This is a genomic window from Aeromonas ichthyocola, from assembly GCF_046087985.1.
GTDB classification, from domain to species: domain Bacteria; phylum Pseudomonadota; class Gammaproteobacteria; order Enterobacterales; family Aeromonadaceae; genus Aeromonas; species Aeromonas rivipollensis.
This window is the reverse complement of sequence record NZ_JBJSWH010000005.1, coordinates 275060-295702: the sequence shown is the minus strand read 5'-3', so window position 1 is coordinate 295702 and position 20643 is coordinate 275060. Positions and strand designations below refer to the sequence as shown.

20 protein-coding genes and 3 pseudogenes are annotated in these 20643 nt (G+C 62.5%); 2 read left to right on the top strand and 21 right to left on the bottom strand.

Going from position 1 to position 20643, the window contains the following annotated elements; translation table 11 throughout:
* Positions 1 to 2 precede the first annotated feature (2 nt).
* The 14 genes and pseudogenes from ACF2JD_RS16465 to bcsG (ACF2JD_RS16400) all read right to left on the bottom strand — a co-directional run bounded on the left by ACF2JD_RS16465 (position 3) and on the right by bcsG (ACF2JD_RS16400) (position 10769).
* A complete protein-coding gene (locus ACF2JD_RS16465; protein WP_440987801.1) occupies positions 3 to 950 on the bottom strand; it encodes a tetratricopeptide repeat protein in 948 nt (315 codons plus the stop codon).
* A 326-nt stretch (positions 951 to 1276) separates the two neighbouring features.
* Positions 1277 to 1504: a hypothetical protein gene (locus ACF2JD_RS16460; protein ID WP_440987800.1), complete on the bottom strand. Its 228-nt coding sequence runs from the start codon at positions 1502 to 1504 to the stop codon at positions 1277 to 1279.
* Positions 1505 to 1714: 210 nt separating this feature from the next.
* On the bottom strand, positions 1715 to 1852 hold the full coding sequence (locus ACF2JD_RS16455; RefSeq protein WP_440987799.1) for a hypothetical protein: 138 nt from the start codon (positions 1850 to 1852) through the stop codon (positions 1715 to 1717).
* Between the two features lie 39 nt (positions 1853 to 1891).
* The gene (locus ACF2JD_RS16450) at positions 1892 to 2146 is read right to left on the bottom strand and encodes a hypothetical protein (protein WP_440987798.1); all 255 of its coding nucleotides are present in this window, start codon (positions 2144 to 2146) and stop codon (positions 1892 to 1894) included.
* Positions 2147 to 2623: 477 nt separating this feature from the next.
* Entirely contained in the window at positions 2624 to 3502 is an 879-nt protein-coding gene (gene bcsZ / locus ACF2JD_RS16445; RefSeq protein ID WP_440987797.1) for a cellulose synthase complex periplasmic endoglucanase BcsZ, read from the bottom strand.
* A 14-nt stretch (positions 3503 to 3516) separates the two neighbouring features.
* Positions 3517 to 4173 carry a cellulose biosynthesis cyclic di-GMP-binding regulatory protein BcsB gene (locus ACF2JD_RS16440; RefSeq protein ID WP_440987796.1) on the bottom strand — a complete coding sequence of 219 codons (657 nt, stop codon included), beginning with the start codon at positions 4171 to 4173 and terminating at the stop codon, positions 3517 to 3519.
* Positions 4174 to 4195: 22 nt separating this feature from the next.
* Positions 4196 to 4648 (bottom strand): cellulose biosynthesis cyclic di-GMP-binding regulatory protein BcsB, encoded by a 453-nt coding sequence (locus ACF2JD_RS16435; RefSeq protein WP_440987795.1) that lies wholly within the window; start codon positions 4646 to 4648, stop codon positions 4196 to 4198.
* Positions 4638 to 5144: a cellulose biosynthesis cyclic di-GMP-binding regulatory protein BcsB gene (locus tag ACF2JD_RS16430; RefSeq protein ID WP_440987794.1), complete on the bottom strand. Its 507-nt coding sequence runs from the start codon at positions 5142 to 5144 to the stop codon at positions 4638 to 4640. The genes ACF2JD_RS16435 and ACF2JD_RS16430 overlap by 11 nt, the downstream gene beginning before the upstream one ends.
* Positions 5029 to 5619: a cellulose biosynthesis cyclic di-GMP-binding regulatory protein BcsB gene (locus tag ACF2JD_RS16425; protein ID WP_440987793.1), complete on the bottom strand. Its 591-nt coding sequence runs from the start codon at positions 5617 to 5619 to the stop codon at positions 5029 to 5031. Before ACF2JD_RS16425 ends, ACF2JD_RS16430 begins: the two co-directional genes overlap by 116 nt.
* A 107-nt stretch (positions 5620 to 5726) precedes the next feature.
* Entirely contained in the window at positions 5727 to 7907 is a 2181-nt protein-coding gene (gene bcsA, locus ACF2JD_RS16420; RefSeq protein WP_440987792.1) for a UDP-forming cellulose synthase catalytic subunit, read from the bottom strand.
* Between the two features lie 466 nt (positions 7908 to 8373).
* Positions 8374 to 8958 (bottom strand): cellulose synthase operon protein YhjQ/BcsQ, encoded by a 585-nt coding sequence (locus tag ACF2JD_RS16415; RefSeq protein ID WP_440987791.1) that lies wholly within the window; start codon positions 8956 to 8958, stop codon positions 8374 to 8376.
* Between the two features lie 173 nt (positions 8959 to 9131).
* On the bottom strand, positions 9132 to 9536 hold the full coding sequence (bcsG, locus tag ACF2JD_RS16410; RefSeq protein ID WP_440987790.1) for a cellulose biosynthesis protein BcsG: 405 nt from the start codon (positions 9534 to 9536) through the stop codon (positions 9132 to 9134).
* 299 nt (positions 9537 to 9835) lie between these two features.
* A pseudogene (bcsG, locus tag ACF2JD_RS16405) lies at positions 9836 to 10209 on the bottom strand (cellulose biosynthesis protein BcsG).
* 98 nt (positions 10210 to 10307) lie between these two features.
* On the bottom strand, positions 10308 to 10769 hold the full coding sequence (bcsG, locus tag ACF2JD_RS16400) for a cellulose biosynthesis protein BcsG (protein WP_440987789.1): 462 nt from the start codon (positions 10767 to 10769) through the stop codon (positions 10308 to 10310).
* A 434-nt stretch (positions 10770 to 11203) separates the two neighbouring features.
* Here bcsG (ACF2JD_RS16400) and ACF2JD_RS16395 point away from each other — a divergent pair, with 434 nt between their 5' ends.
* Both ACF2JD_RS16395 and ACF2JD_RS16390 read left to right on the top strand, forming a co-directional pair.
* Complete coding sequence (locus ACF2JD_RS16395; RefSeq protein ID WP_440987788.1) at positions 11204 to 12400, top strand: aromatic amino acid transaminase; 1197 nt, start codon at positions 11204 to 11206, stop codon at positions 12398 to 12400.
* Between the two features lie 157 nt (positions 12401 to 12557).
* Positions 12558 to 13489, top strand: a pseudogene (locus ACF2JD_RS16390) (LysR family transcriptional regulator).
* Positions 13490 to 13551: 62 nt separating this feature from the next.
* On the opposite strand, the pseudogene ACF2JD_RS16385 reads toward ACF2JD_RS16390, so the two are convergent.
* The 7 genes and pseudogenes from ACF2JD_RS16385 to ACF2JD_RS16355 all read right to left on the bottom strand — a co-directional run.
* Positions 13552 to 13869, bottom strand: a pseudogene (locus ACF2JD_RS16385) (DUF1820 family protein); the annotation flags it as partial.
* Between the two features lie 119 nt (positions 13870 to 13988).
* On the bottom strand, positions 13989 to 14900 hold the full coding sequence (locus ACF2JD_RS16380; RefSeq protein WP_440987787.1) for a YjjW family glycine radical enzyme activase: 912 nt from the start codon (positions 14898 to 14900) through the stop codon (positions 13989 to 13991).
* Positions 14901 to 14911: 11 nt separating this feature from the next.
* Entirely contained in the window at positions 14912 to 16438 is a 1527-nt protein-coding gene (locus ACF2JD_RS16375) for a YjjI family glycine radical enzyme (protein WP_440987786.1), read from the bottom strand.
* Between the two features lie 122 nt (positions 16439 to 16560).
* Positions 16561 to 16896 carry an AzlD domain-containing protein gene (locus ACF2JD_RS16370; RefSeq protein WP_440987785.1) on the bottom strand — a complete coding sequence of 112 codons (336 nt, stop codon included), beginning with the start codon at positions 16894 to 16896 and terminating at the stop codon, positions 16561 to 16563.
* A 2-nt stretch (positions 16897 to 16898) separates the two neighbouring features.
* Complete coding sequence (locus ACF2JD_RS16365; protein WP_111913664.1) at positions 16899 to 17612, bottom strand: AzlC family ABC transporter permease; 714 nt, start codon at positions 17610 to 17612, stop codon at positions 16899 to 16901.
* A gap of 120 nt (positions 17613 to 17732) precedes the next feature.
* Positions 17733 to 18209: a L,D-transpeptidase family protein gene (locus ACF2JD_RS16360; protein WP_106884950.1), complete on the bottom strand. Its 477-nt coding sequence runs from the start codon at positions 18207 to 18209 to the stop codon at positions 17733 to 17735.
* 336 nt (positions 18210 to 18545) lie between these two features.
* The gene (locus ACF2JD_RS16355) at positions 18546 to 20396 is read right to left on the bottom strand and encodes a M3 family metallopeptidase (RefSeq protein ID WP_440987784.1); all 1851 of its coding nucleotides are present in this window, start codon (positions 20394 to 20396) and stop codon (positions 18546 to 18548) included.
* Positions 20397 to 20643 lie beyond the last annotated feature (247 nt).

Sequence of the window (20643 nt, the reverse complement as noted above, 5' to 3'; positions counted from 1 at the left end):
GGTCAGGGCCTGCAGATCGGAGACGCCGCCGGTGCCGCTGGATCCCCAGTAGTCACTGTCGAACGAGAAGGTGGTCTGCTGCTGGCGATAGTGTCTGTCCAGATCGCTGCGCAGCCTGGAGACCAGCCACCCTCATCACGTCGCGGCTGCGCGAGCTCGCTCAGCGCCTCCATCCATATCCTCCCTGGGGGCCAATGCCGCCAGGCCAGCAGCCCCTTTCTATCCAGTGCCAGGGCCCCCTCGTTGTCCCCGCTGGCAAAACGCTGGCGAGCGGCATCGCGCCAGAACAGGGCACTCTCCTGAGAAGGGGGTAATCCGGCGACAAGCGGTGTGTAAGTGGCAAAAATCTCTTGCGCGAGTTCACGCTCGCCCAACTGCAGATTGAGGTTGGCGACCTGACGATAGAGATTGACCTTATCTGCCGATGGCACGCCATCAGGCCAGACCGGCAGCCAGCGCCGAGCCGCTTGCCGATCCCCTCTGGCCAGTGCGAGCTCGGCCATGCCAAGTCGCGCATCTGGATGCTCCGGATGTTCGGCCAGAATACCTTGATAGAGCTGCGCTGCACGTACCGTGTCACTGCGAACCGCCGCCCATTGCGCCAACAGCAATGCAATATCCTCGTCAGGCAACAGAGGTTGCAGCAACCGCTCGGCTGCGCCTTCATCGCCCTGCTCACGAAGTCGGGTAGCGTGTGCAACCAGTTCCCGGCGAGCAAGTCGGCTATCCAGCTCACGCATATCTTCGGTCCAGCGTGCTGCGGGCTCTTCGGCCAGCAGGGTGCGCGCTTGCGCCAGGTTGCCCTGTCCGGAAAGAAAGAGCGCAGTGGCATAACGCAACGAGAGATCACGAGGCGTGGCCGCAAGGCGTTGCCGCAGCAGATGCTCACCCGCGGCAGCGCCATCGACATGCCAAATCCCCTGCCAACCGGTACGCCAGCCAGACATCATCAGGTCGCAAGCGCAATGCCTCCTGACGCTGAGCCACTGCCTGCGGCCACTTGCCCGCTTGAGCAAGCATATCGGCCTCCTCCTCCAGCTGCTTTGCCTTGAGCTGCGCAGCTTGTGCCTGCAAGCGAGGAGAGCGACTCTGTTTGGCCAGCGCCACGGCTTTGGCCGGATCCTGCTTTACATAAAGATCAAACAGACGCCCCAGCGCCCGCTCGTTGCCGGGGCAAAGGCAAGCACCTTGCGATAGGCCTGCTCTGCCTCTTTATCCTGCTGCCGAGCGAGCTCGCTGTCCCCCAGCCCAAGCCACCCCTCGACCTCCTGCAGATCTAGCCGGGTGGCTTGCCAGTACAGAGTCTGACCGCCTCTTCCCACTGCCGGGTGGCGGCCGCTTTGTCGGCGCGTTCCAGCAATAACCAGTAACGGTTGGTCGCCAGCAGACTTTCCCACTTTGTACGCTGGGCTAAGTCCGGCTGCCGTAACAGCTGCTCCAGCTGGGTTACCGCTTCCGCTCGCCGGTTGTTGCGTGAGTAGGCTTCGGCCAGGGCGCCTCTCAACCCCAGATCATCAGGGTTGGCAGCCAGCGCAGCGCCTTGATTTCCCCTATCGAAGCCTTGCCTGTCTGGCTGCGTGCCAGTGCATGCTGACGCTGGCGAAAGGCCGGAGATGCCCACTGCTGCTCCTGGGTATCAAGCAGCTTCAGGCCTCATCCACCTCCACTGTCAGAGCCAAAGGTCACAACGAACTGCCGCAGCGCATCCATGCTCTCAGTACCGACCGGCATATCGCGGATCGAAGCGAGCCAGAGGGAGGCGGCCGCATCTCGGCTGTCCGGGATGAAGCGCCATGCGCTTCAGCAGTACCATGGCCTCCTGATAGCGACCATCCTGCTGCAGGTTGCTCACCAGACCGACCCGCAACCCGCATGACCGGGATAGCCCAGCTCAAGATCCTGCAAGGTGGCCATCGCAGCCTTGACGTGTAGCGGGCATGCGGGCCTGTAGCAGCGCATATTCCACCGCCAGATCCAGCGTCGGCGGCCCATCAGAACCAAACAGTTTGCGGTATTCGGCTTGCGCCTCCTGCAAGCGCCCTGCGCTGGCAAGCACGCGAGCCTGCTGCAACTGCTGGCGCAGCGCGGGTGCATCGAGCGCCAGTGCGGCCATGATCTGGCGGTACTGGCTCGAATCCGGCGCCACGCTGGCCAACTGGCGAGCAGCGCCTGCCGGGCATCCCCAGCTTGCCCGAGGCGCAGCGCCTGACGCGCCTGGCCGCCAGCAGCTCGGGGTGGTTCGGCTCAACCAGAGAGAGGGAGTAGAGCGAATTGCTGATCAGCGCCTCGTTATGGGTCGCCTCCCCGACGCGCACCTGCTCCAGCAGCCAGCTGACCGGCTCACACCGCAGCGGGTTGCCGCTCATCAGGCAGGCCGAGCGCCAGGCAGAGGGATGTCACTCTGCTTGATGACATTGCTCGCTCCAGCGGGGGATCAGATTGCCATTTGCCGCAAAACGATAGCGCTGCTGATCCCAACCTGAGCCGAACAGCGTCAGCACGCTGCCATAGTAGGCATGGGCATCCCAGCCGCGCTGGCACCTTGCTCACGCAGCGCATCCAGCGCTGGCTCCCCTTGCATCAGGGGAGCAGGGCGGCGGCAAAACCGCCCGCACCACTTCCCTCAGCCTTGCCGGTGGCGGTATCGATGCGCTCCGGAACCTGGCCGGTAGCGATTGATATAAGCCTGCATGGGCGAGAAGTGGGTAACCAGTTGCTGTTTCGCCGGATCATCAGCGCTGAGCATCCCGAGCCAGAGATAGACCCGAATCGCATCATAGCTGCCCGGGGCCCATGCTGTCGGCGTCACCCAGCCTGTCGGCCCCTGCCAGTCGACCCAGTCAGGGGCAAAGCCCCCGGGGGCACTGGCCATCAACATGGCGGGCCACTGCTTGTGCATCTCTTGCCACGGCCCCTGCATGCCGGCGACGCGAGCCAGCAACTGGGGCGGCAAATAAGCGGGGTTGATCGTCCAGCGATTTTCCGCCACAAATCCTTTGGGCCCCGGCAGCAGCACCGGCCCCAAGCCCGGCACTCGTGCCACCTCTTCCCGGGCGATGCGACGCAGCAGCATGGTGCCGATGGATTCGTAGCTGTGGTTCTGCCACAGGCGCCCAGCCTCCAGCAGGCTGTAGGCGATCCAGAGATCCGAATCTGCCGCGCTATTGGCATCCAGCACACCCCACTTATCTCCCTGCTGCCCCCATAGCCATGCCGGCAGGAAACCGGTCAAATCCCCTTTTGCCAGCTCGCGTTCGGTCCAGTTCAACAGTTGCTCGAACGTCTCCCGGTCATCATTGACCAGCGCGAAAAAGAGCGCATAGCTCTGCCCTTCCGAGGTGGTGATGCGGCGCGCGTCTGACGGGTCAACCACCCGTCCCTCGGCAGTAATGTAATCCCGCTTGAACTGCTGCCACTCGGGCCAGTCACACGCGGCTCGTGCCGGCAGTGCGCTGGCACACCAGAGCAGCAATAACGCGATCTGTCGGATCATCTTTCTCATCTCTTACTCTTCCTTCAAACGACGACGGCTGACCCGGCCAGCAGCAACCTGAGACCCCATCCCAGCAGCAGCATGCTGAGCAGGGTGATACCGGCCAGCCGCACCGGATGGTTGGCCAGCAGATGCCACACGCGCTCCCACCACGGGAGATAACCCACCTCGTAGCGATCGCCGACATCCAGCGCGGTGACCCCGGCCTCGCGGATAATCGCCACCGAGCCCTCAACCTGAGCCCGCAGCGAAGGAGCTTGCATTGTCTCGTTCAGCAATCGGATACCGGCGTTACCATCTGCCAGCAGGGCCACCACACTGCGCTGGGGATGAACGGGGGATTGCAGACCAAGCACCACGGCTATCGCATCATTCCCGCTGATCCCGACCCGGGCCTCTGGCTGGCGGTCGCTGGCCGACGAGTGCTCGACCGACCTGAACTCGCGCCTCGGCTGGTTCACCCAGCTCTGCAGCGAGGCGAGCAGCGCATCCGGTTCGGCATCATGGCGAAATTCGGCGGGCAGCGAGCCGATCAGCAGGGTATCAAGGTCGGCATCCCGCACCTGCTGCCAATCATTGGTCAGGGTCACCGCCAGGGCCGGATAACCGGTTTCCGCACCGATAGCCCCCAGGGTATCGAGCAGGGTAGTTATCTGATCGGAAGATGGTTTAAGCGGCATAACTATCTGGGTTTCAGATAGATCAGCCAGCTTGCTGAAGGGGAAACCCGATCCCGGAGAAGGCCTTCAGGTTGGGCATCTCGATCAGATGGCGGTAGCCGGTAAAGTCGAGGGTTGAGTTCTCATCAATCCGAACCTGATGGGCCGGTGGCAGCAGCAGATCGCAGCGCCCATCCTCATGCCCGCCCATAAACTGCTGACCATATTGGAACGCGAAACTGAGACGATTGGGTTGCCCGCTCTTGAGCCCGGGCATCCGCAACGCTCTGGACTCATCGTCGCCAGTCAACCAGAGGGGCAGCGTCAGCAACTGCTTGCCCTTGATCTCGTCTGGCTCCAGGGGATACGACTTCATCAACTGATCGTTCACCTTCACATCCAGCCGGGAGCCGTCATGCAGCACCGGTGATGTGTAGTGATATCCCAGCTGCAGCTTGATCCCGTTCGCCCCCGGCTGATAGAGGTCAGGTGGCAACTTGACGGTGAGGCTCCAGCGGCCAGATCGCTCGCCCGCTGGCTTGCAACTGACCCGGATAGTCGAGCAACTCGGCAAAACGCACCGGCCGATCCAGCCTGACCCAGTTGGGTGCGTCATAGGGCACTCTTGGTGCCAGAGGCTTGAGCTCTTCAACCCGTACGCTCTGACCACGCAGCAAGACATTCCCCTGCGCGATCCCCTTGCTGGCAAGCAGCAGGTCATCCTCATTTCGCCCCAGGATCAGCAACAATTTCACATAGGGGTTATCAGGCGCACTCACCATGTCGATGGTGGGCCCCGTCACCTTGGGGTAATCGACCAGAAAGTCGGGGCGACTATCGTTGGTCGCGAAAATAATGGCATTGCGCTCCGGCATCTCATTGATCAGCACCGGAAAATGCTGCCCGCGCCATTGCGCCTTGGCCCCGAACCAGGACGCCAGCACCGCTGCCGCCTGTTGCTGCTCCAGCGAAACCGCCCCGGCAAATACCATGGGCAGCACCAGCTTGCGCATCATCGCGCGTGTCGAGAAACGGCATCGGGAAGAAGGAGAGCTCATTGCGCACCGGCAGGGTCTGCAACTGCAGATTGAGGCGGGTATCCCGATTGATATTGAGCCACAGGGTATCGCTGGCCGGGTTTTCACAGACCTTCTGATAGTGGCCGATGAAGTTCAGTTTGAGCCGGTTGAAATCCTTGGCGTAACGGGGATCAAGCACCATAGAGGCATAGCTTCGCTGCCCCATCTGCTTGTCAACAAAGGGCTGCACGCCCATCAGCTCGTCATTGAGATAGACCTTGAGCTGCGAGACCAGCGGCAGCAGGGAAGGCGAAGGGGTGAAGTCCAGATCCAGACCGGCCTGGGTCACCACCTCGTCGCGCCGCACGGTGAAATCGGCGAATCCATCCGGCAAGTTGCCGCGCAGGGAGAAAGTGCCCGGCTGTGCAGCCATCTGCTCCAGCGTCATGGAACGAGGTGCGAACCGGGGCCGGCACCGCAGGCAGCGGTCCCGTCATCTCGTCGCCGATACCGTGGAAGCCGCCAGTATCAATGCAAGCAAGTAAGGTTTTGGTTTCATGATGCTTTTACTGTCTGTGCTGTCGATGTTCCGGAACCGAAATCCGGCGAGACGCGACGTGGAACAAAAGAGAGCAGCCAGAACACCAGCTTCTCACTGAGGATGCAGAAGGAAGCCAGCGGCGTGGAGCGCAGCAGACGCCAGTAAGCCCCCCAGCCCAGCTGAACTATCTGGAAAAAACTGTGCAGCGGGCGATCGCTGCCCAGCCGTTTTTGCCACAAAGACCAGGTATCGGCGCGGGCAAAGGTGCACTGGATAAACGCAATATGTTGCGCCTTGTCCATTGGCTCCAGCTCCAGCCCGAGGCGGCTGCCAAATACCCGCTGAACCCGGGCGGGGAATGCCGCTCCCGGTGTCCATAGCGCAGCAACAGCCAGACCCGCTCCTTGCCCGCCAGAGGCAGAGGCGCATCGAGACGAACCCACACCACCGTTCGAGTAGTCCTGAGGGTGCAGGGATAGAGGTGGCCGTTGGCCAGCTTGATGGCTGCCGGCATCACCATCTCCACCCTGGGGTTGGTGCGCACCTGGCGCGACTCGAACGCTACCGCCAGCGCCCCGCCCAGTATGGTCATGTTGTAGAGGGCCCACAACATGCTGAGGATCAGGGTCGGGCACTCGTCGGCTTGCCCGGTGCAGAATGCGCCAGATGCCAAAGCCCAGCCCGCACAGGTTGAGCAGGATCAGGATCAGATAGGGCCTGGAGACAGACAGATCCAGATACACCTCCTCCGTCATGCCCCCCTTGGCGGTGACGTTGAACTTGCCCTTGTGGGGGGCAAACAGCGCCACCGTGGTCGGCCTGGCTATGTACCAGGCCAGCACGGTCTCGTAGACCTCCCCCCAGAAGGAGTGGCGCACCTTGCCCTGCAGCCGGGAGTTGGTCAGGGCGCTGTGGAAGATGTGCGGCAACATGTAGAGGGCGATGGCCGCCGCCGGGGCATAGATGATGTAGGCGTGCAGGATCAGGAAGGCGAGCGGCGCCGTCAGGAAGATGAGGCGCGGTATGCCCGACAGGAAGTGCAGCATGGCGTTGAAGTAGCAGAGCCGCTGCCCCAGATTGAGCCCCTTGCCAAACAGGGGGTTGTCCAGGCGCAGGATCTGCACCATGCCGCGCGCCCAGCGGATGCGCTGCCCTATGTGGGCGGAGAGACTCTCGGTGGCCAGCCCCGCCGCCAGGGGAATGCGGATATAGGCGGAGGTGTAGCCAAGGCGGTGCAACCGCAACGAGGTGTGGGCATCCTCGGTGACCGTCTCCACCGCTATGCCGCCGATCTCGTCCAGGGCAGAACGCTTGATGACGGCGCAGGAGCCGCAGAAGAAGCTGGCGTCCCACATGTCGTTGCCATCCTGCACCAGGCCGTAGAACAGCGCCCCCTCGTTCGGCATCTTGCGAAACCGCTGCAGGTTGTGCTCGAACGGATCGGCGGAGAAGAAGTGATGGGGGGTCTGCACCACCCCGAGCCTGGGATCCCAGTAGAACCAGCCCACCGTCATCTGCAGGAAGGATCGGGTCGGCAGGTGATCGCAGTCGAAGATGGCGACCAGATCCCCGCTCGCCTGCTTGAGGGCGTGATTGATGTTGCCCGCCTTGGCGTGCTCGTGGGTCGGCCGCGCCACATAGCGGATCCCCGCCTCTTCGGCGAAGGGCCCGAACTCCTCGCGCCCACCATCATCGAGCAGCCAGATGGTCAGTTTGTCCTTTGGCCAGTCCAGCGCCAGGGCTGCGTAGACTGTGCCCTTGACGATGGCGAGATCCTCGTTGTAGGTGGGGATCATCAGATCCACGCTGGGCCACTGTGCCGAATCCGCCGGCAAGGGCGCCGGGGGGCGATTCAGCGGCCAGGCCGTCTGCCAGTAGCCGAGCAGCAGCACTATCCAGGCATAGGTCTCGGCGGCCAGCAGCAAGAGGCCGCAGGTGAGGCTGACGGGGTCGAACCAGTCCAGGGTGGAGGTGTAGCGCCACCAGATGTAGCGGCAGGAGACGGTGAGGGAGAGCACCATCATCATCAGCATGGGGTAACGGCCCGGCACGGCGCGCAGTATGAAGGCCATCCCCATCAGCATGATGACGAACACCAGCTGCGCCTGCAGGGTGAATGGCTGGGTGATACAGAGCAGGGAGAGGGTGCCGGCCACCGCGCAGAGCAGCACGCTCTTCCAGCTGGCAACGGCCACGGCATTGCGTGACCGCCCAACTGGCTGCGCTCGAAGTGCGCCATAGCCCCCTCCAGCCACAAGGTACCTTTCTGCCACAGCCGCAGGCTCCAGGAGGCGGCCAGCGGAAAGGTCTGGGTTCTGGCGCGCCAGCAGAGCAGCCAGAGGCGTCTGCAGCAGCAGCGCAGGGGATCACCGGGGCGGGCATGCGTCACATGTGGATAAAGGGTATCACTCCGGGCAAGCAAGCGTTGCCAGCAGGCATTCTCAAGGGGAAACAGTGCCCATGCCAGCAGCCGCAAGCGTCACTGACGCAGCGGCCCAGCGGGATGAGCCAGCGCTGGCGCAGCTCCCGGTAACTGTCACGTAACCAGCAGAGCCTCGGCAGGTGTCAGCAAGGCAGCTAGCATGAAACGTCTCTATCGTGACTGAGGCACCAGCGCGCCAACGCATCCAGCTCATGGGCAATCAGGCTGTCGGGGCATAGTCACCGACCGGCAATTTGGCCGCCATCGCCTCCGCCATCGACCTCATCCCGATGCAGGCGAATGCTGAGCAGAGGGAGTCCCCCCTCCATCCAGAGGTCGAGCAGATCCTGCTGCAGGGCACGCCGACTGGTAAATTGGGTGACCACTACCTGCTCTTGGGGAACCAAATGATGGCGATAGAGCCGCGTATGGCAGTTGGCATCGGCATTGACCACGGTGAGCAATTGGGTTGACTCAGCCACCGGCGTCACGCCAGCAGGCAGGTCCAGCAGCACCAGATCATATCCCTCAACCGCAGATAACCAGTCGACGGATAACAGACCCCGTAACACCGCCCTGAGCCAACAGATCCAGATCCTCGCCAGCAATGGAGCGCCGTCGCGCCACTGGCGGGCCGGATCCGCCAGCAAACCCCAGCCGCATGGTTCATCATGGGGTCTCCCCAAATGGAGCCGGCAGGTTGTCCTGGCACGATCGACCAGCCAGCACCCGGGCCCCCTGCTCCCGGGCCGCCAGCGCCAACCGGCAACGATAGAGCTCGTGCCCACGCCCCCTCTTATCCCTTGCAGGGCAACGGTAATCACTCCGCGGTGTCCTCATCTCCAGCTCGGCCAGCAGGGGAAAGCGCTCGGACAAGGCGACGATGCTCTTCCAGAGGCGATATCGTGATAGCTCAAATGACACCAAACGCCTTCTGGACAAGCTCCCATATCGCACTGGCTCTGCGGCCTTCTACGGAGACAGTCAAAAGGTTGGTTCAAGATTGCCGATTCATCAGCGTCATGCGCTCCGTTAACGGGGATAAGGAACCCAGTCGCCCTGTCCCAGTTTGATGTGGTAATCCCTGATAATGCACCACCACGGTTCCCTGGTTCTCCGACACCATGGGGTCTTCGGGCAGGTTGTTGAACAGCCCATTCCAGTCGATGGTGGCGCTCCGAAGGTCACTCCACCAGCGTTTTGGCGACCAGTTCGGAGATGGCCAGGTAACTGCTGGGCTCCCGGGATATGGCGGGTCGGGGCATGGGGAGCCTGGGTGCCGATAAAGGCGGATACCGACCGGCATGCGGGTAATGGCGGGGCTGGGAATATCGCGCAAACCGGACATCTGCATACGGTCACCGGCGAGGGCCGCACCATGTTCCGGCACCACCACCACCATCACCTTGCGACCGGAGCGCTCCAGCTCGGGTGAGGAAGTGATCCAGTTGATCCAGCAAAGTGCGCAGCCGTGCTTTGTACGGGGGCTGGCTGCCGATTGGCATAACGATTGCCATCGTGCAGGGCAATGAGGTTAAAAAAGGTGGCATTGCGGCTGGAATGGCTTGGCTCTGGCTTCGCCGCTGCAACCAGCGCGTCAAACAAGGCGTCGCTGTTAGATCGGCTCACCATGAAAAGAGGTCACCTCATAGGGCAAGCCTTGCCTGCTCATGGGTTCGCTGCTTACGCCGGCGTAAGCCTTCAATCCTTGAGGTAATTCCCAAACCCACCAGAGTGGTCCATCACCATCTCTTTTGCAAATCCCAATTGAGCCAACTGTCCATTAACAGACACTGTTTGGGGGCAGCCTGATAGAGATCGTGATGGCTGGGCTGACCGCAGCTGGCACGCAGCAGACGAATCGATGGCAGGGCCGCTGTAAGAGGTGGCAGAGTTAAAGCTGTCGAACAGGGCATCGAAATGACGCCATACAGGGGGTGGTCCTGCAGACCGCTCGCCTCGACATCACTCCAGGCCAAAGAACAGATGTTGATGACAGCACATCGAAAGGGTCGCTTTGGCAGGCAACTGCTGCGGAAACCGACTCGCGCCCCGCTCTTCTGGATAGAAATCATTCAGATAGGCATTGAGGTTGTCGCTGGTCGGCGGAGCGCTCTGATCAAGCTGCTGTTCCAGTTCTGGCGGTAACCGGCATCGCGGCCAGCGACCCTTTTCACCGGTTGGGTAGCTTGCGCTTGATGCTTGGCATTGCAATCCCAGCGACACGCAACAACTGGGGGGAGAGCCACAGCCAGAGCAGGGAGATCAGCATCCAGGGTGTAAACCGTAACCACTGCGCCATAAACAGGTAGGTCGTCAGCATGACAAAACCAGCCCCGACCATCTCCCAATTGATGAAGCGCTCGAGCAACTCCAGCCAGTAATCAGCCGTAAAAGAGAAAACCTGTCCCCCTTGGCTGACAATGCTCTCGAAACCCGGCAGCCAGGTGTCGTGATAGAAGAGCCCGACACCTACCGGCAGGGCGATCAACGACCTTGCCCGCCGCATCAGCGTCGAGGGGAGCGGAAAAAGCAGAAACGCGGCAAAGACCAGATTGGCCAGCGGGTGGAAATTGAGATATCCCCCCACAAGCAACGCCAGTTTGCCCAGAAAATAGAGGTTCCAGCCACCCAATCCGAGCCAGTTCCTAGCACCGGGGGCGAAAAAGAGTCTGAAGATGTATGTCGCGTCATTGAAACCGGTCTACCTGTATCGCCACCAAACCGAACAATTGCGGACAGGACAACGCTTGACAAGAACGTTATTTACCTATGCAGCGTAATTGATGATCAGTTAAATATCTTCATATCCAATCGATGAACATGTTACATACCAAATAAATGCAAGTTATTAGCTACATAATTCAAAAATCAGCACGGGGTTTGGCGATAAAATAAGGGGTGTCACTTTACTCCCCTCCAGCATCACAACTTGCGCCACGGCCCAAGGGGAGAGCGTCATCCTTGCACCACAACATGCGAACTGCTTGAGGCAAATGGGGATTACGCCATGATGTCCAGCCCGGCTGAGGGCCGGCGAAATTGGACAGTCAACCTCAAGGACCCCCCATGTTTGAACACGTCGATGCCTATGCTGGCGACCCCATACTCACGCTCGTCGAGACCTTCCACAAAGACACCCGCGAGCAGAAGGTGAACCTGGGGATCGGCCTCTATTACGACGAGCAGGGCCGCATTCCGCTGCTGCCCTCGGTGCAGCAGGCCGAAGCCCAGCGCGCTGCCGCGCCGGCGCCGCGCCCCTATCAGCCGATGGAAGGGGCCGCCAACTACCGCACCGCGGTGCAGCACCTGCTGTTTGGCGCCGATCACGAGGCGGTCAAGGCCGGTCGCATCGCCACCATCCAGACCATAGGCGGCTCCGGCGCCCTGAAGATCGGTGCCGATCTGCTCAAGCGCTACTTCCCGACCTCGGAGGTGTGGGTCAGCAATCCGACCTGGGACAACCACAAGGCCATGTTCGAGGGGGCCGGCATCAAGGTGCACGACTACCCCTACTACGACGCCACCACCGGCGGCGTGCAGTTCGACGCCATGATCGACTGCCTGAGCGCCCTGCCGGCGAAAAGCATAGTGCTGCTGCACCCCTGCTGTCACAACCCGACCGGGGTGGATCTCTCCCGCGCCCAGTGGGATCGGGTGATCGCGCTGGTGGTCGAGAAGAACCTGATCCCCTTTATGGATATCGCCTATCAGGGCTTCGGCGATGGACTGGAAGAGGATGCCTACGCCATTCGCGCCATGGTGGCTGCCGGTGTCAGCTTCTTCGTCAGCAACTCCTTCTCCAAGAACCTCTCTTTCTACGGCGAGCGCTGCGGCGGCCTGTCGGTCATCTGCCAGGATGCGGAAGAGGCGAGCCGGGTACTGGGCCAGATGAAGGCGACTGTGCGTCGCAACTACTCCAGCCCGCCCACTCACGGTGGTCAGGTAGCCGCAGCCGTGATGAGCCAGCCCGAGCTGCATGCCCTCTGGGTCGGCGAGGTGACCGAGATGCGCACCCGCATCAAGGCCATGCGCCAGAAGCTGTTCGAGGTGCTCTGCGCCAAGGTGCCGGGCCGCGATTTCAGCTACTTCATCAGCCAGCGCGGCATGTTCAGCTACACCGGCTTCACGCCGGAGCAGGTGGACCGCCTGCGTGAAGAGTTCGCCGTCTACCTGGTACGCTCAGGCCGCATGTGCGTGGCGGGCCTCAACAGCCGCAACGTCGACTACGTGGCGGACGCCATGGCCGCCGTGCTCAAGGGTTAATCCCCATGCCCCGCTTTGGCGGGGCTTTTTGTTTGCTCCGTCACCTCTTGATGGGTCTGCTCACCCTCCCCCGGCTGTGAGAGAATGCCAGCGGGTCATTGAATCTTTCTGATTCCAACGCTTCATCCGTTTATCTTCATCCACTTCAGGAGCCACTATGGATCTGATCGCGCTTTCTCTGGGCTGGGAGGACGTCATCTGGTCACCCTGCACCTGCTGCTGGACACCCAGAGCGTCACCCGCAGCGCCGAGCGCCTCTGCACCACTCCCTCCACCGTCAGCAAGACCCTCAACCAGCTGCGGGATCTGCTGGGGGATCAGCTGCTCTACCGTCAGGGCAACCAGCTGCTGCTCACCCCCTTTGCCGAGCGGCTCGGCCCCACCCTGCATCGACTGCTGGGGGAGCTGAACGGCCTCACCCGCCAGAACGCCTTCAACCCCGCAACAGTGGCAGGGCAGCTTGCGGCTGGGATTGCGCGAGAGCGTGATGACCTGGCCGGTGGGCCCCATGCTGGGGAGCTGATGAAGGAGGTGCCGGGCATGGTGCCCGTCATCTGGAACAAGGATGAGCAGGGACTGGAGGCGCTGGCAGCGGGCAAGCTCGACTTCGTGATCCTGCCCCATGACCAGAGCCAGCCCCTGCCGCGCCAGCCTGGCTGGTGTGGGAGACCCTGCGGGAAGAAAAACTGGTCTGCCTGCTGCGCAAAGATCATCCGGCGCTGGCCAAGCCCTGGGATCTCGATGCCTACCTGAGCTGGCGCCATATCGCCATCCGTGATCAGGAGCTGGCCAACCCCTTCTTCGAGCAGAGCCTGGCCCAGCAGCAGGTGCGCGCCAGATTGGCGCCACCCTGCCGATTTTGCCAGTGCCACCGGCCCTGCTGCCCCAGACCGACCTGATCCTCACCGCCATCGGTGGCTGGGCGGCCTGCATGGCCAGTCAGCCGGATCTGGTGATGCGTCCGGCACCGTTCGATTACGGCAAGGTGAGTCACAGCCTGGTCTGGTATGGCCCGGCCGGTGATGGCTCGGCCCGCACTGGTTCCGCCAGCGGATCCTGCAACTGGGTCGCGAATTGATTGAACCCTGAGCCGGACGACAGACAGAGATTGATGTTTCACCGTGGCGAAACATCAACGGCAAGTGAGGGACTTCTTTGGTATAGATGGGGCTGGGGAAGGAGGCGACGTTGTTGCCCAGATCCGTGATGCGGGCCGCCCCCTGCTTTCGCACCTGATCGATGCGCAGCACCTGATGCATGGGGATCAGAGTGCGGCGCACATCGGCAAATTCGCTCTTGAGCTTCTCGTGGCTGGGATCGACGATAAGCGCCGTGTGGTTATCCCAGACAAAGTCGGCAATCTCGATAAAACCGAACAGCTGGCCCTGATTGACTTCGCGCACATAGACTTCGTAGCGCTCGCTGTGGCAAATAAACTGAACCCGATATAACGCCTTGCTTTCACTCATGATTATCTGTCATTGAGGGGTAAGAAGATGGCCATTATTCTAGCCGCCGTTCTCGCCCCCTCCAATAGACAGAAATCACAGTTGCGGTCCTTTACATGCCGCTCCTCACACCATGACGGTCACCGGATGACGCAACCACTCAGCGCATCAAGGCAGGCAGTGATACCGGCCCCAATCCCGCTGCACGCAAACGACGGGCCAGCTGTTCCAGCTCGGTTTGGCTGGCCTCTGGCCATTGCGCATCGCCTCCCCCGCACCCCGTGATGGCGAAAGCCGTTGAGGCGAATGGGCACAGGCCCAAGCCGCTGCAAGAAGGCGGCGAGATCCGCGTCCAGCTCACCACTCGCATCCAGAAAATCGCTCTTGCCCGGCACATGGAGCAGCCGCAGTTCGGTCAGCTTGCCGTGGCGTGCCAGCAGTTGCAGCGAGGCCAGCACCCGCTCGCGACCATAGCCGGTCAGGGAGTGATGCACCGAGTCGCGCCACCCCTTGAGATCGAGCATGGCGCCGTCGAGCACCGGCAGCAGCCGCTGCCAGCCGGTTTCGGCCAGCGAGCCGTTGCTGTCGAGCAGGCAAGTGAGATGGGCAAGATCCGGCGCGGCCTTGATGGCGGCAAAAAGTGCCACCACGAAGGGGAGCTGGGTGGTGGCCTCGCCGCCGGATACTGTGATGCCGGTGAGCAGCGGGCCGTAGCGGCGCAGCAGGACCAGCACCTCGGCCACCGACATGGTGGCGTCTTGGGGTTGGCGCTGCGCGGGCAGGCATCCAGACAGCGTCGCAATCGGTGCAGAGCGCCGCCTGCCATTGTACCTTGCCTCGCCATCGTCCCTGGAGAGGGCGCCGCTCGGGCAGACCGCGAGGCAGTCGCCACAATCGTCGCACAGCCCTATGGTGTGCGGGTTGTGGCAGCCGGGGCAGCGAAAGTTGCAGCCCTGCAGAAACAGCACCAGCCGGTTGCCCGGCCCGTCGACACAGGAGAACGGCAGCACCCTGCTTACCAGGGCGCTGCGTGTTGGCAAGGCGTCAGCCATCAGGTTCGAGCTCAATACTCGCAGATGGTCGATTCTAGGCCCAGCACCCGCGGCGCCCGCTGGCGAATGCCGGTCAGCTCGCTCGCCTCGGCGCCGAGGCAGGTGGTCTGCAACCGCGAGCCTTCGGCGGCGAAGCGAGCCACATCACTCTTGCGGATCATGTAGCCGGTCACCCGCACCAGATCGCTGTCCGCCACGTTGGCACTGAATTCGCGCATGCCGAGGGCGAAGGCCCCCTTGCAGAGCTGCAGCAGCGCCTGCGGGTTCTGGCGGATGGTGGGATCCAGGGTCAGGATCTCGCTGATCCCTGAGTGGTAGTAGCCGTGGTGCGGGGCCAGGGCCAGCAGGTGGCTGGCGGGATCCGGCTCCTCCCCATAAGGGATGCGCACCCCTGGGGTGACCCCCTTGTCCAGGCTGAGCCCGCCCTGGGAGTGCAACAGCGCGCGGCCACCCCAGGCATGGGTCTGCGGGGTCGTGGTCACATAGGCGGAGAGCTGGGCCGAGATGCGATAGCCAAGCTGGTTCGCCTCCTCGTCGTGGCCGTAGCGCTCCGGCAGATTCTCTTTATCCATCAGGATATTGACCGCTTCCGCCATGCCGTAGATACCGAACATGGGGACGAAACGATCCTCATCCAGCAGCCCCTCCTTCACCAGGAAGCTGTCGAAGAAGCCGGACTCCTGATGCAGGAAGGCGGCGCGCGCTTCGATCAGCTGGGAGGCCAGACGGCAGTAGTGGGGCAGCAGGCAGCCGAGGAAATCATCGATCCCCTGACACTGCTCGGCGACCCGCTTGAGGGAGATGCGCACCAGGGTATTGGCGCCACCGGCCTGCGGCAGGGCGTTGTAGCAGCTGACGATGCCAAAGCCGCGCTGGTCGAAGGTGTCGCGATGGATCGGGTAGTTGGCTATGTGGGGCTTGCCGCACAGGGCTATGTTCTGCACCCCCTGCATCAGCAGGCTGTCCGGGGTCGATGCGGGATCGTGAAACAGGCTGAGGTTCGGCGCCACCTGCTTGAGTTCGCCGTCGATACGCAGGATCAGGCGACAGATCCTGTTGTCATCCGGGCCTATGTTGACGTGCATGAAGGCGTCCGGCAGCACCCTGTCCAGGTAGATCCAGAAGCCTTTCAGCTTGCGATGGAGGGCCTCGTCATCCAGCTCCCCGACGAAGGGCAGCAGCAGGTGATCGAGGCGCCCCAGCCAGACCGGCATGCCGGTGACCGAGGGCACATGGTGATAGAGGATGCGCAGGGCATCCAGGGCCTCGTCAAAATCCCGTGGTGGCGCCAGCTCCAGCCAGGGGGAACCTTGGCGCAGGAACTTTTCATAGTCCGGCAGCACATAACGCGGCTTGTAGGGGGCATGTCCCTCGAACATGTCGCAGAGCACCCCTTGCGCCATCGCCTCGGCCACCTCGGCAGGCAGCGCGGGATAGGGCAGCGCATTCTCGGCGGCGAGCGCCAGGGCATGGCTCTTCTGGGCGGCGGAGAGATGGGGATCGCGCACGATGCGCTGACAGGTTTCGGTGAAAGACATGGGACACTCCTTCACGGACAGAGCCCATATCCTCACACTTTGCAGGCTTTTTTTGAAGTGACATTCATGACATGGCGGATGTCCAATAATGACATCCATTAGGTAAAATCACGGCTCACGCTTCACCAAGGCAAGAGCTCGGCCATGCCTCCCAGCCAGCGCAGCAGGAAGAAGCCCCCCATGCCGACCACCACTACCACCAGGGTCGGCAGCCGCAGCAGGGTCAGGGCGGTCACCAGCAGGGTGGCAGCCAGGTAGTCGGGATCCCACTCCAACCCCTTGCCCGGCTCATAGCTGAAGACGATGGGCAGCCAGATGGCGGTCAGCACCGACTGGGCCGAGAAGCTGAGGAAGGCCCCCATCTCGGCACCGGGCTGATAGCGGGTCAGCCGCGAGAAGAAGGCGAAGCGGTTGAAGAAGGTGATCAGGGCCAGCAGGCCAATCATCAGCCAGCCCATGGTCATCTCCTCATCCGGTGCAATACATAACCCACCACCATGCCGGCCAGGGCCGAGATGATGATGTGGATCTCCGCCAGCAGCGGCTTGGTGAGCAGCGCAGTGCCGCCGCTCACCACAGTCGCCGCCACCATGGGCAGGTTCTTCATGGCGGGTATGGTCATGGCGATGAAGGTGGCGGCGATGGCAAAGTCCAGCCCCATCTTGTCCAGCCCCTCTATGTACTGGCCGGCGGCGATGCCGAGCAGGGTCGCCAGGTTCCAGAACAGGTAGAACACGAAGCCCGCGATCAGGGCATAAGCGGGGTTGAAGACGCCGCTTCGCTCCCTATCCTTGAGTGCCACCGCGAACATCTCGTCGGTCAGGAAGAAGGCGAGGCTGGCACGCCAGCGCAGGGAGAGCGGCAGCACGTCCCGGCGGAAGGTGAAGCCGTAGAGCAGGTGCTGGGAGGTGATCACCATGGTGGAGCCCATGATGGGCAGCAAGGGGGTGCCCGCCCCGAACAGTGTGGTGGCCGAGAGCTGGGCGGCGCCGGCATAGACCAGCAGCGACATCAGCTGGGCCTGCACCGGGCTCAAGCCCGCCTGCAGAGCCAGGGCGCCGCACAAAATCCCCCAGGGGATGACGGAAATGGAGAGGGGGAGAATATCCAGGGTGGCGCGCCACCAGAGCGCACCCGTGGGCTCGGGCGCGGCGATGCGGGTTCCTGACATCATGGGATCATCCTTGTGACTTCCAACGCGAGCCGGAAAAACTAGCACGGCGCGGGAGGGGCTGTCACGCCATCCAGGGAGGAAATAAAACGCCCGCTGGGCAGCGGGCGTGAACGGCGAGGATCAGGGCTCGATGACGATGGGAGTGCCAGGCTCGATGGCGTTCCAGATCTCGTCCATCTCGTGGTTGAGCACGGCGATGCAGCCATTGGTCCAGTTGGACGGCTGTACCCTGCGATCCCCCATGCGGTTGAGCTGACCATGGATCATGATCATGCCGCCCGGGCGCACTCCCAGCTCATTGGCACGCTTGATGTCGTCCAGATTCGGGTAGTTGATGTGGATAGCCTTGTAGAAGCCGGAATTGCTCTTCTTGTAGTCGAGGGTGTAACGCCCTTCCGGGGTACGCTGATCCCCTTCCTGCTGCTTGTGCCCCTTGGGTGCAGGACCCAGGGCGACCCAGTAGCGCTTGACCGGCTTGCCATCCTTCATCAGGGTCAGGCTATAACTCGACTTCTTGACCACCACCATGTCGGCGGACAGGGTGGCAAAACTCAATGCGGGCCACAGCCCCAGCAAACACAACAATACGGCTCTCAATTTCCATCCCTCGACAAGCCTTCAGGGCTTTGTATTTAGCTAATCATCTGAATGTCGCCACTCTCTGGCGGCGAGCGAGCGCCATGATATGGGATCGCCGTGAATACTCAATATATCCAGAGAAACATATCTGTGGCCCGCCTCGCCAGCGCTCAGCCAACGCCTCTGCGCCTCACCATAATAAATAGTCAAAACAGATAGATGGCGCAAAAAACAGGCGCATCTTGCGCCCCGGCTCACACCGCGGCAAAGATCCCGTCCCACCTCGGCAGGCTTGCTTACCGCTGAAATGAACAAGCCCTGCCGATGGGCAGGGCTTGCTGGTCGAGGAGCGCCTCACCGGGCGGTGGCGGGCTCGCGCTGATAATGCTGGCGGATCCAGGCCTCGAAGTCGGCCAGCATGCTGGCCTCCGACTCGCTGTTGTCGGCAATCAGCTCGGCGCCGTGCATCACCCGGATCTGGGCGTCGAGCGGCGTCCCCTCTCCTGCCGACGGGCGCTGGCTCGCCGCCGTCATGCAGGCTTCGGCCGTTGCCCACGCCTGCGCCACGCTCTGGTTGCACGCCTCGGCCAGGGGAGCGGCACTGAAGCCTTCGCCAGTGAGGCTGCGCAGCGTCTCGTCATGGGTCATGCCATTGCCCGGTCCCCAGTAGTGGGCGGCCAGATCCGGCCCGATGCGCGGGTTGTCGGTGAGGTAGCCGTCGCGCACAAGGAAGTAGGCGCGGGTCTGCTCCACCGCCATCAGCGCCAGCAGGTAGCCGTGGTAGGCGCAGGCCGACTCCTGATTCAGGAGGTGCGGAATGGCCAGCAGCGGACGCGGGCTCTCCACCCCGAGGATGGTGCGCTCCCAGCGACGGGCCAGTGCCAGCACAGCCTCTGGGGTGCGCTCTGCGTCTGCCATGGCGTAGAGATCCCGCTCGAAGTAGGCCACCAGCGCTATCTGGCGCTCGTTGAAGGCGCGAAACGGCTGACGCGCCTCTATCATGGCCCTGATGAGCCCATCGGGGATCGCCTCCCCCGCCGAGCTCCTGGCGTAGCGTTTGAGCCAGTCGGCGTCGTCCAGCAGGCTGTCGCAGAACATCGACTGGGTCTCGGCATAGGCCATGGAGGTGGGCGGAAACTCCTGGGAGAAGCAGGGGGCGTTGCCGGTCACGTTGGCAAAGTGGGCCGCATGGCCCCCTTCGTGGAACAGGGTGTTGAGGCCGCTCCAGCCGCTGCCCACCTGGGCCGGATCCGCCAGGCTGGTGAAGTTGACCACGGCGGGCACCCACTCCCCCTCCTGCCAGAAGCTAGGCACAGGGCCGTGGCAGAAGCCGTTCTCGTATTTCCCCTCCCGGGTCAGCAGATCCAGGGTGAGGGTGGCACCGCGATACTGGATGCCGAGGCGGCGGAAGCTCTGGACCCAATCCTTCAGCGCCCGGGAGAAGGGCACATAGGGGTCGAGCTGACGAGTCACGTCGCCGCTCACGCTGTAGCGCAGGTTGTGGGGCAGCAGGGCCGCCTCCCCCTTGGCGGCTTTCAGCTCCGCCAGGCTCTGGTGCACCCGCTGCTCGGTGCGGGCAATAAAGTCGTCGAGCACGGCGAACAGCTGCTCCGGGCTCATCTGCTCGTTCTTGTGCACCTTGTAGTCGAAGTAGTCGCGATAGCCCATGGCCCGGGCGAAGCGGTTGCGCAGGGCCACCACCTCGAGAAAGCCGTTGCCGACCACCCACTGCTCCAGGCGGTGGAACATGGCGAGCGCACTCTGGCGCACCGCCTCGTCGCTACTGGCGGCCAGCGCCGTGCTGGCGGCGGGCAGGCTGCCGGCCACTTGCTGGCCCTGCTCGTCCAGCAAAGTCAGCTTGAGCCCCTTGCGGCGGGCGAAGAGATCCGCCTCTGCGGCCACCAGCTCGTCCATCAGGGCGGTGGCGGCCGGATCTTCGATGACGTTGCACTCGAAGAAGGCAGCCCAGCCCGCCAGACCCCGCTTCAGATCCGCCCCCTCGGCCTGGGCCAGCACCTCCCGCAATGCGGGCAGCCTGGCCGGATCGGCACAAAACGCCTTGTAGGCCTGCTCGGCGGCGGTGAAACCGGCCTGATCGTCACTGGTGCCCATGTAGGTGGACCAGAAGAGATCCTCCTTGCGCCTGTGTACCCGCAGGTAGTCGGCATTGAGCTGGTTCAAGTAATTCCTGGCAATGGAACTCATAAATTCCCTCTTGTTATGGGGCGGCCGCGAAGGCGCCCACTCCTTTTTGGTGAAATGCCAACTCATTCACACTTCTTGCAAATAGAGCCGACAAATGGTGCGCCGGGATGCGCCAGACCACGCTACCAAAAGCGAGGGTTTCTGTCTGCTGGCTATACTGGTTGCCAACACACTCAATTGACAACCAACCATCACAACCCTTTGAAAGTTAAATAAATGTTAAACACAAAACAATCAAGGCCAGCCA

What these genes read in the sequence shown, in the direction of transcription:
- ACF2JD_RS16465 (WP_440987801.1), bottom strand. Translation starts at nt 950, where the DNA reads ATGATGTCTGGCTGGCGTACCGGTTGGCAGGGGATTTGGCATGTCGAT.
- bcsZ (WP_440987797.1), bottom strand. Translation starts at nt 3,502, where the DNA reads ATGAGAAAGATGATCCGACAGATCGCGTTATTGCTGCTCTGGTGTGCC.
- ACF2JD_RS16440 (WP_440987796.1), bottom strand. Translation starts at nt 4,173, where the DNA reads ATGCCGCTTAAACCATCTTCCGATCAGATAACTACCCTGCTCGATACC.
- ACF2JD_RS16430 (WP_440987794.1), bottom strand. Translation starts at nt 5,144, where the DNA reads ATGGTATTTGCCGGGGCGGTTTCGCTGGAGCAGCAACAGGCGGCAGCG.
- ACF2JD_RS16425 (WP_440987793.1), bottom strand. Translation starts at nt 5,619, where the DNA reads ATGACGCTGGAGCAGATGGCTGCACAGCCGGGCACTTTCTCCCTGCGC.
- bcsG (WP_440987790.1), bottom strand. Translation starts at nt 9,536, where the DNA reads ATGGTGGTGGTGGTGCCGGAACATGGTGCGGCCCTCGCCGGTGACCGT.
- ACF2JD_RS16395 (WP_440987788.1), top strand. Translation starts at nt 11,204, where the DNA reads ATGTTTGAACACGTCGATGCCTATGCTGGCGACCCCATACTCACGCTC.
- ACF2JD_RS16380 (WP_440987787.1), bottom strand. Translation starts at nt 14,900, where the DNA reads ATGGCTGACGCCTTGCCAACACGCAGCGCCCTGGTAAGCAGGGTGCTG.
- ACF2JD_RS16375 (WP_440987786.1), bottom strand. Translation starts at nt 16,438, where the DNA reads ATGTCTTTCACCGAAACCTGTCAGCGCATCGTGCGCGATCCCCATCTC.
- ACF2JD_RS16370 (WP_440987785.1), bottom strand. Translation starts at nt 16,896, where the DNA reads ATGGGCTGGCTGATGATTGGCCTGCTGGCCCTGATCACCTTCTTCAAC.
- ACF2JD_RS16365 (WP_111913664.1), bottom strand. Translation starts at nt 17,612, where the DNA reads ATGATGTCAGGAACCCGCATCGCCGCGCCCGAGCCCACGGGTGCGCTC.
- ACF2JD_RS16355 (WP_440987784.1), bottom strand. Translation starts at nt 20,396, where the DNA reads ATGAGTTCCATTGCCAGGAATTACTTGAACCAGCTCAATGCCGACTAC.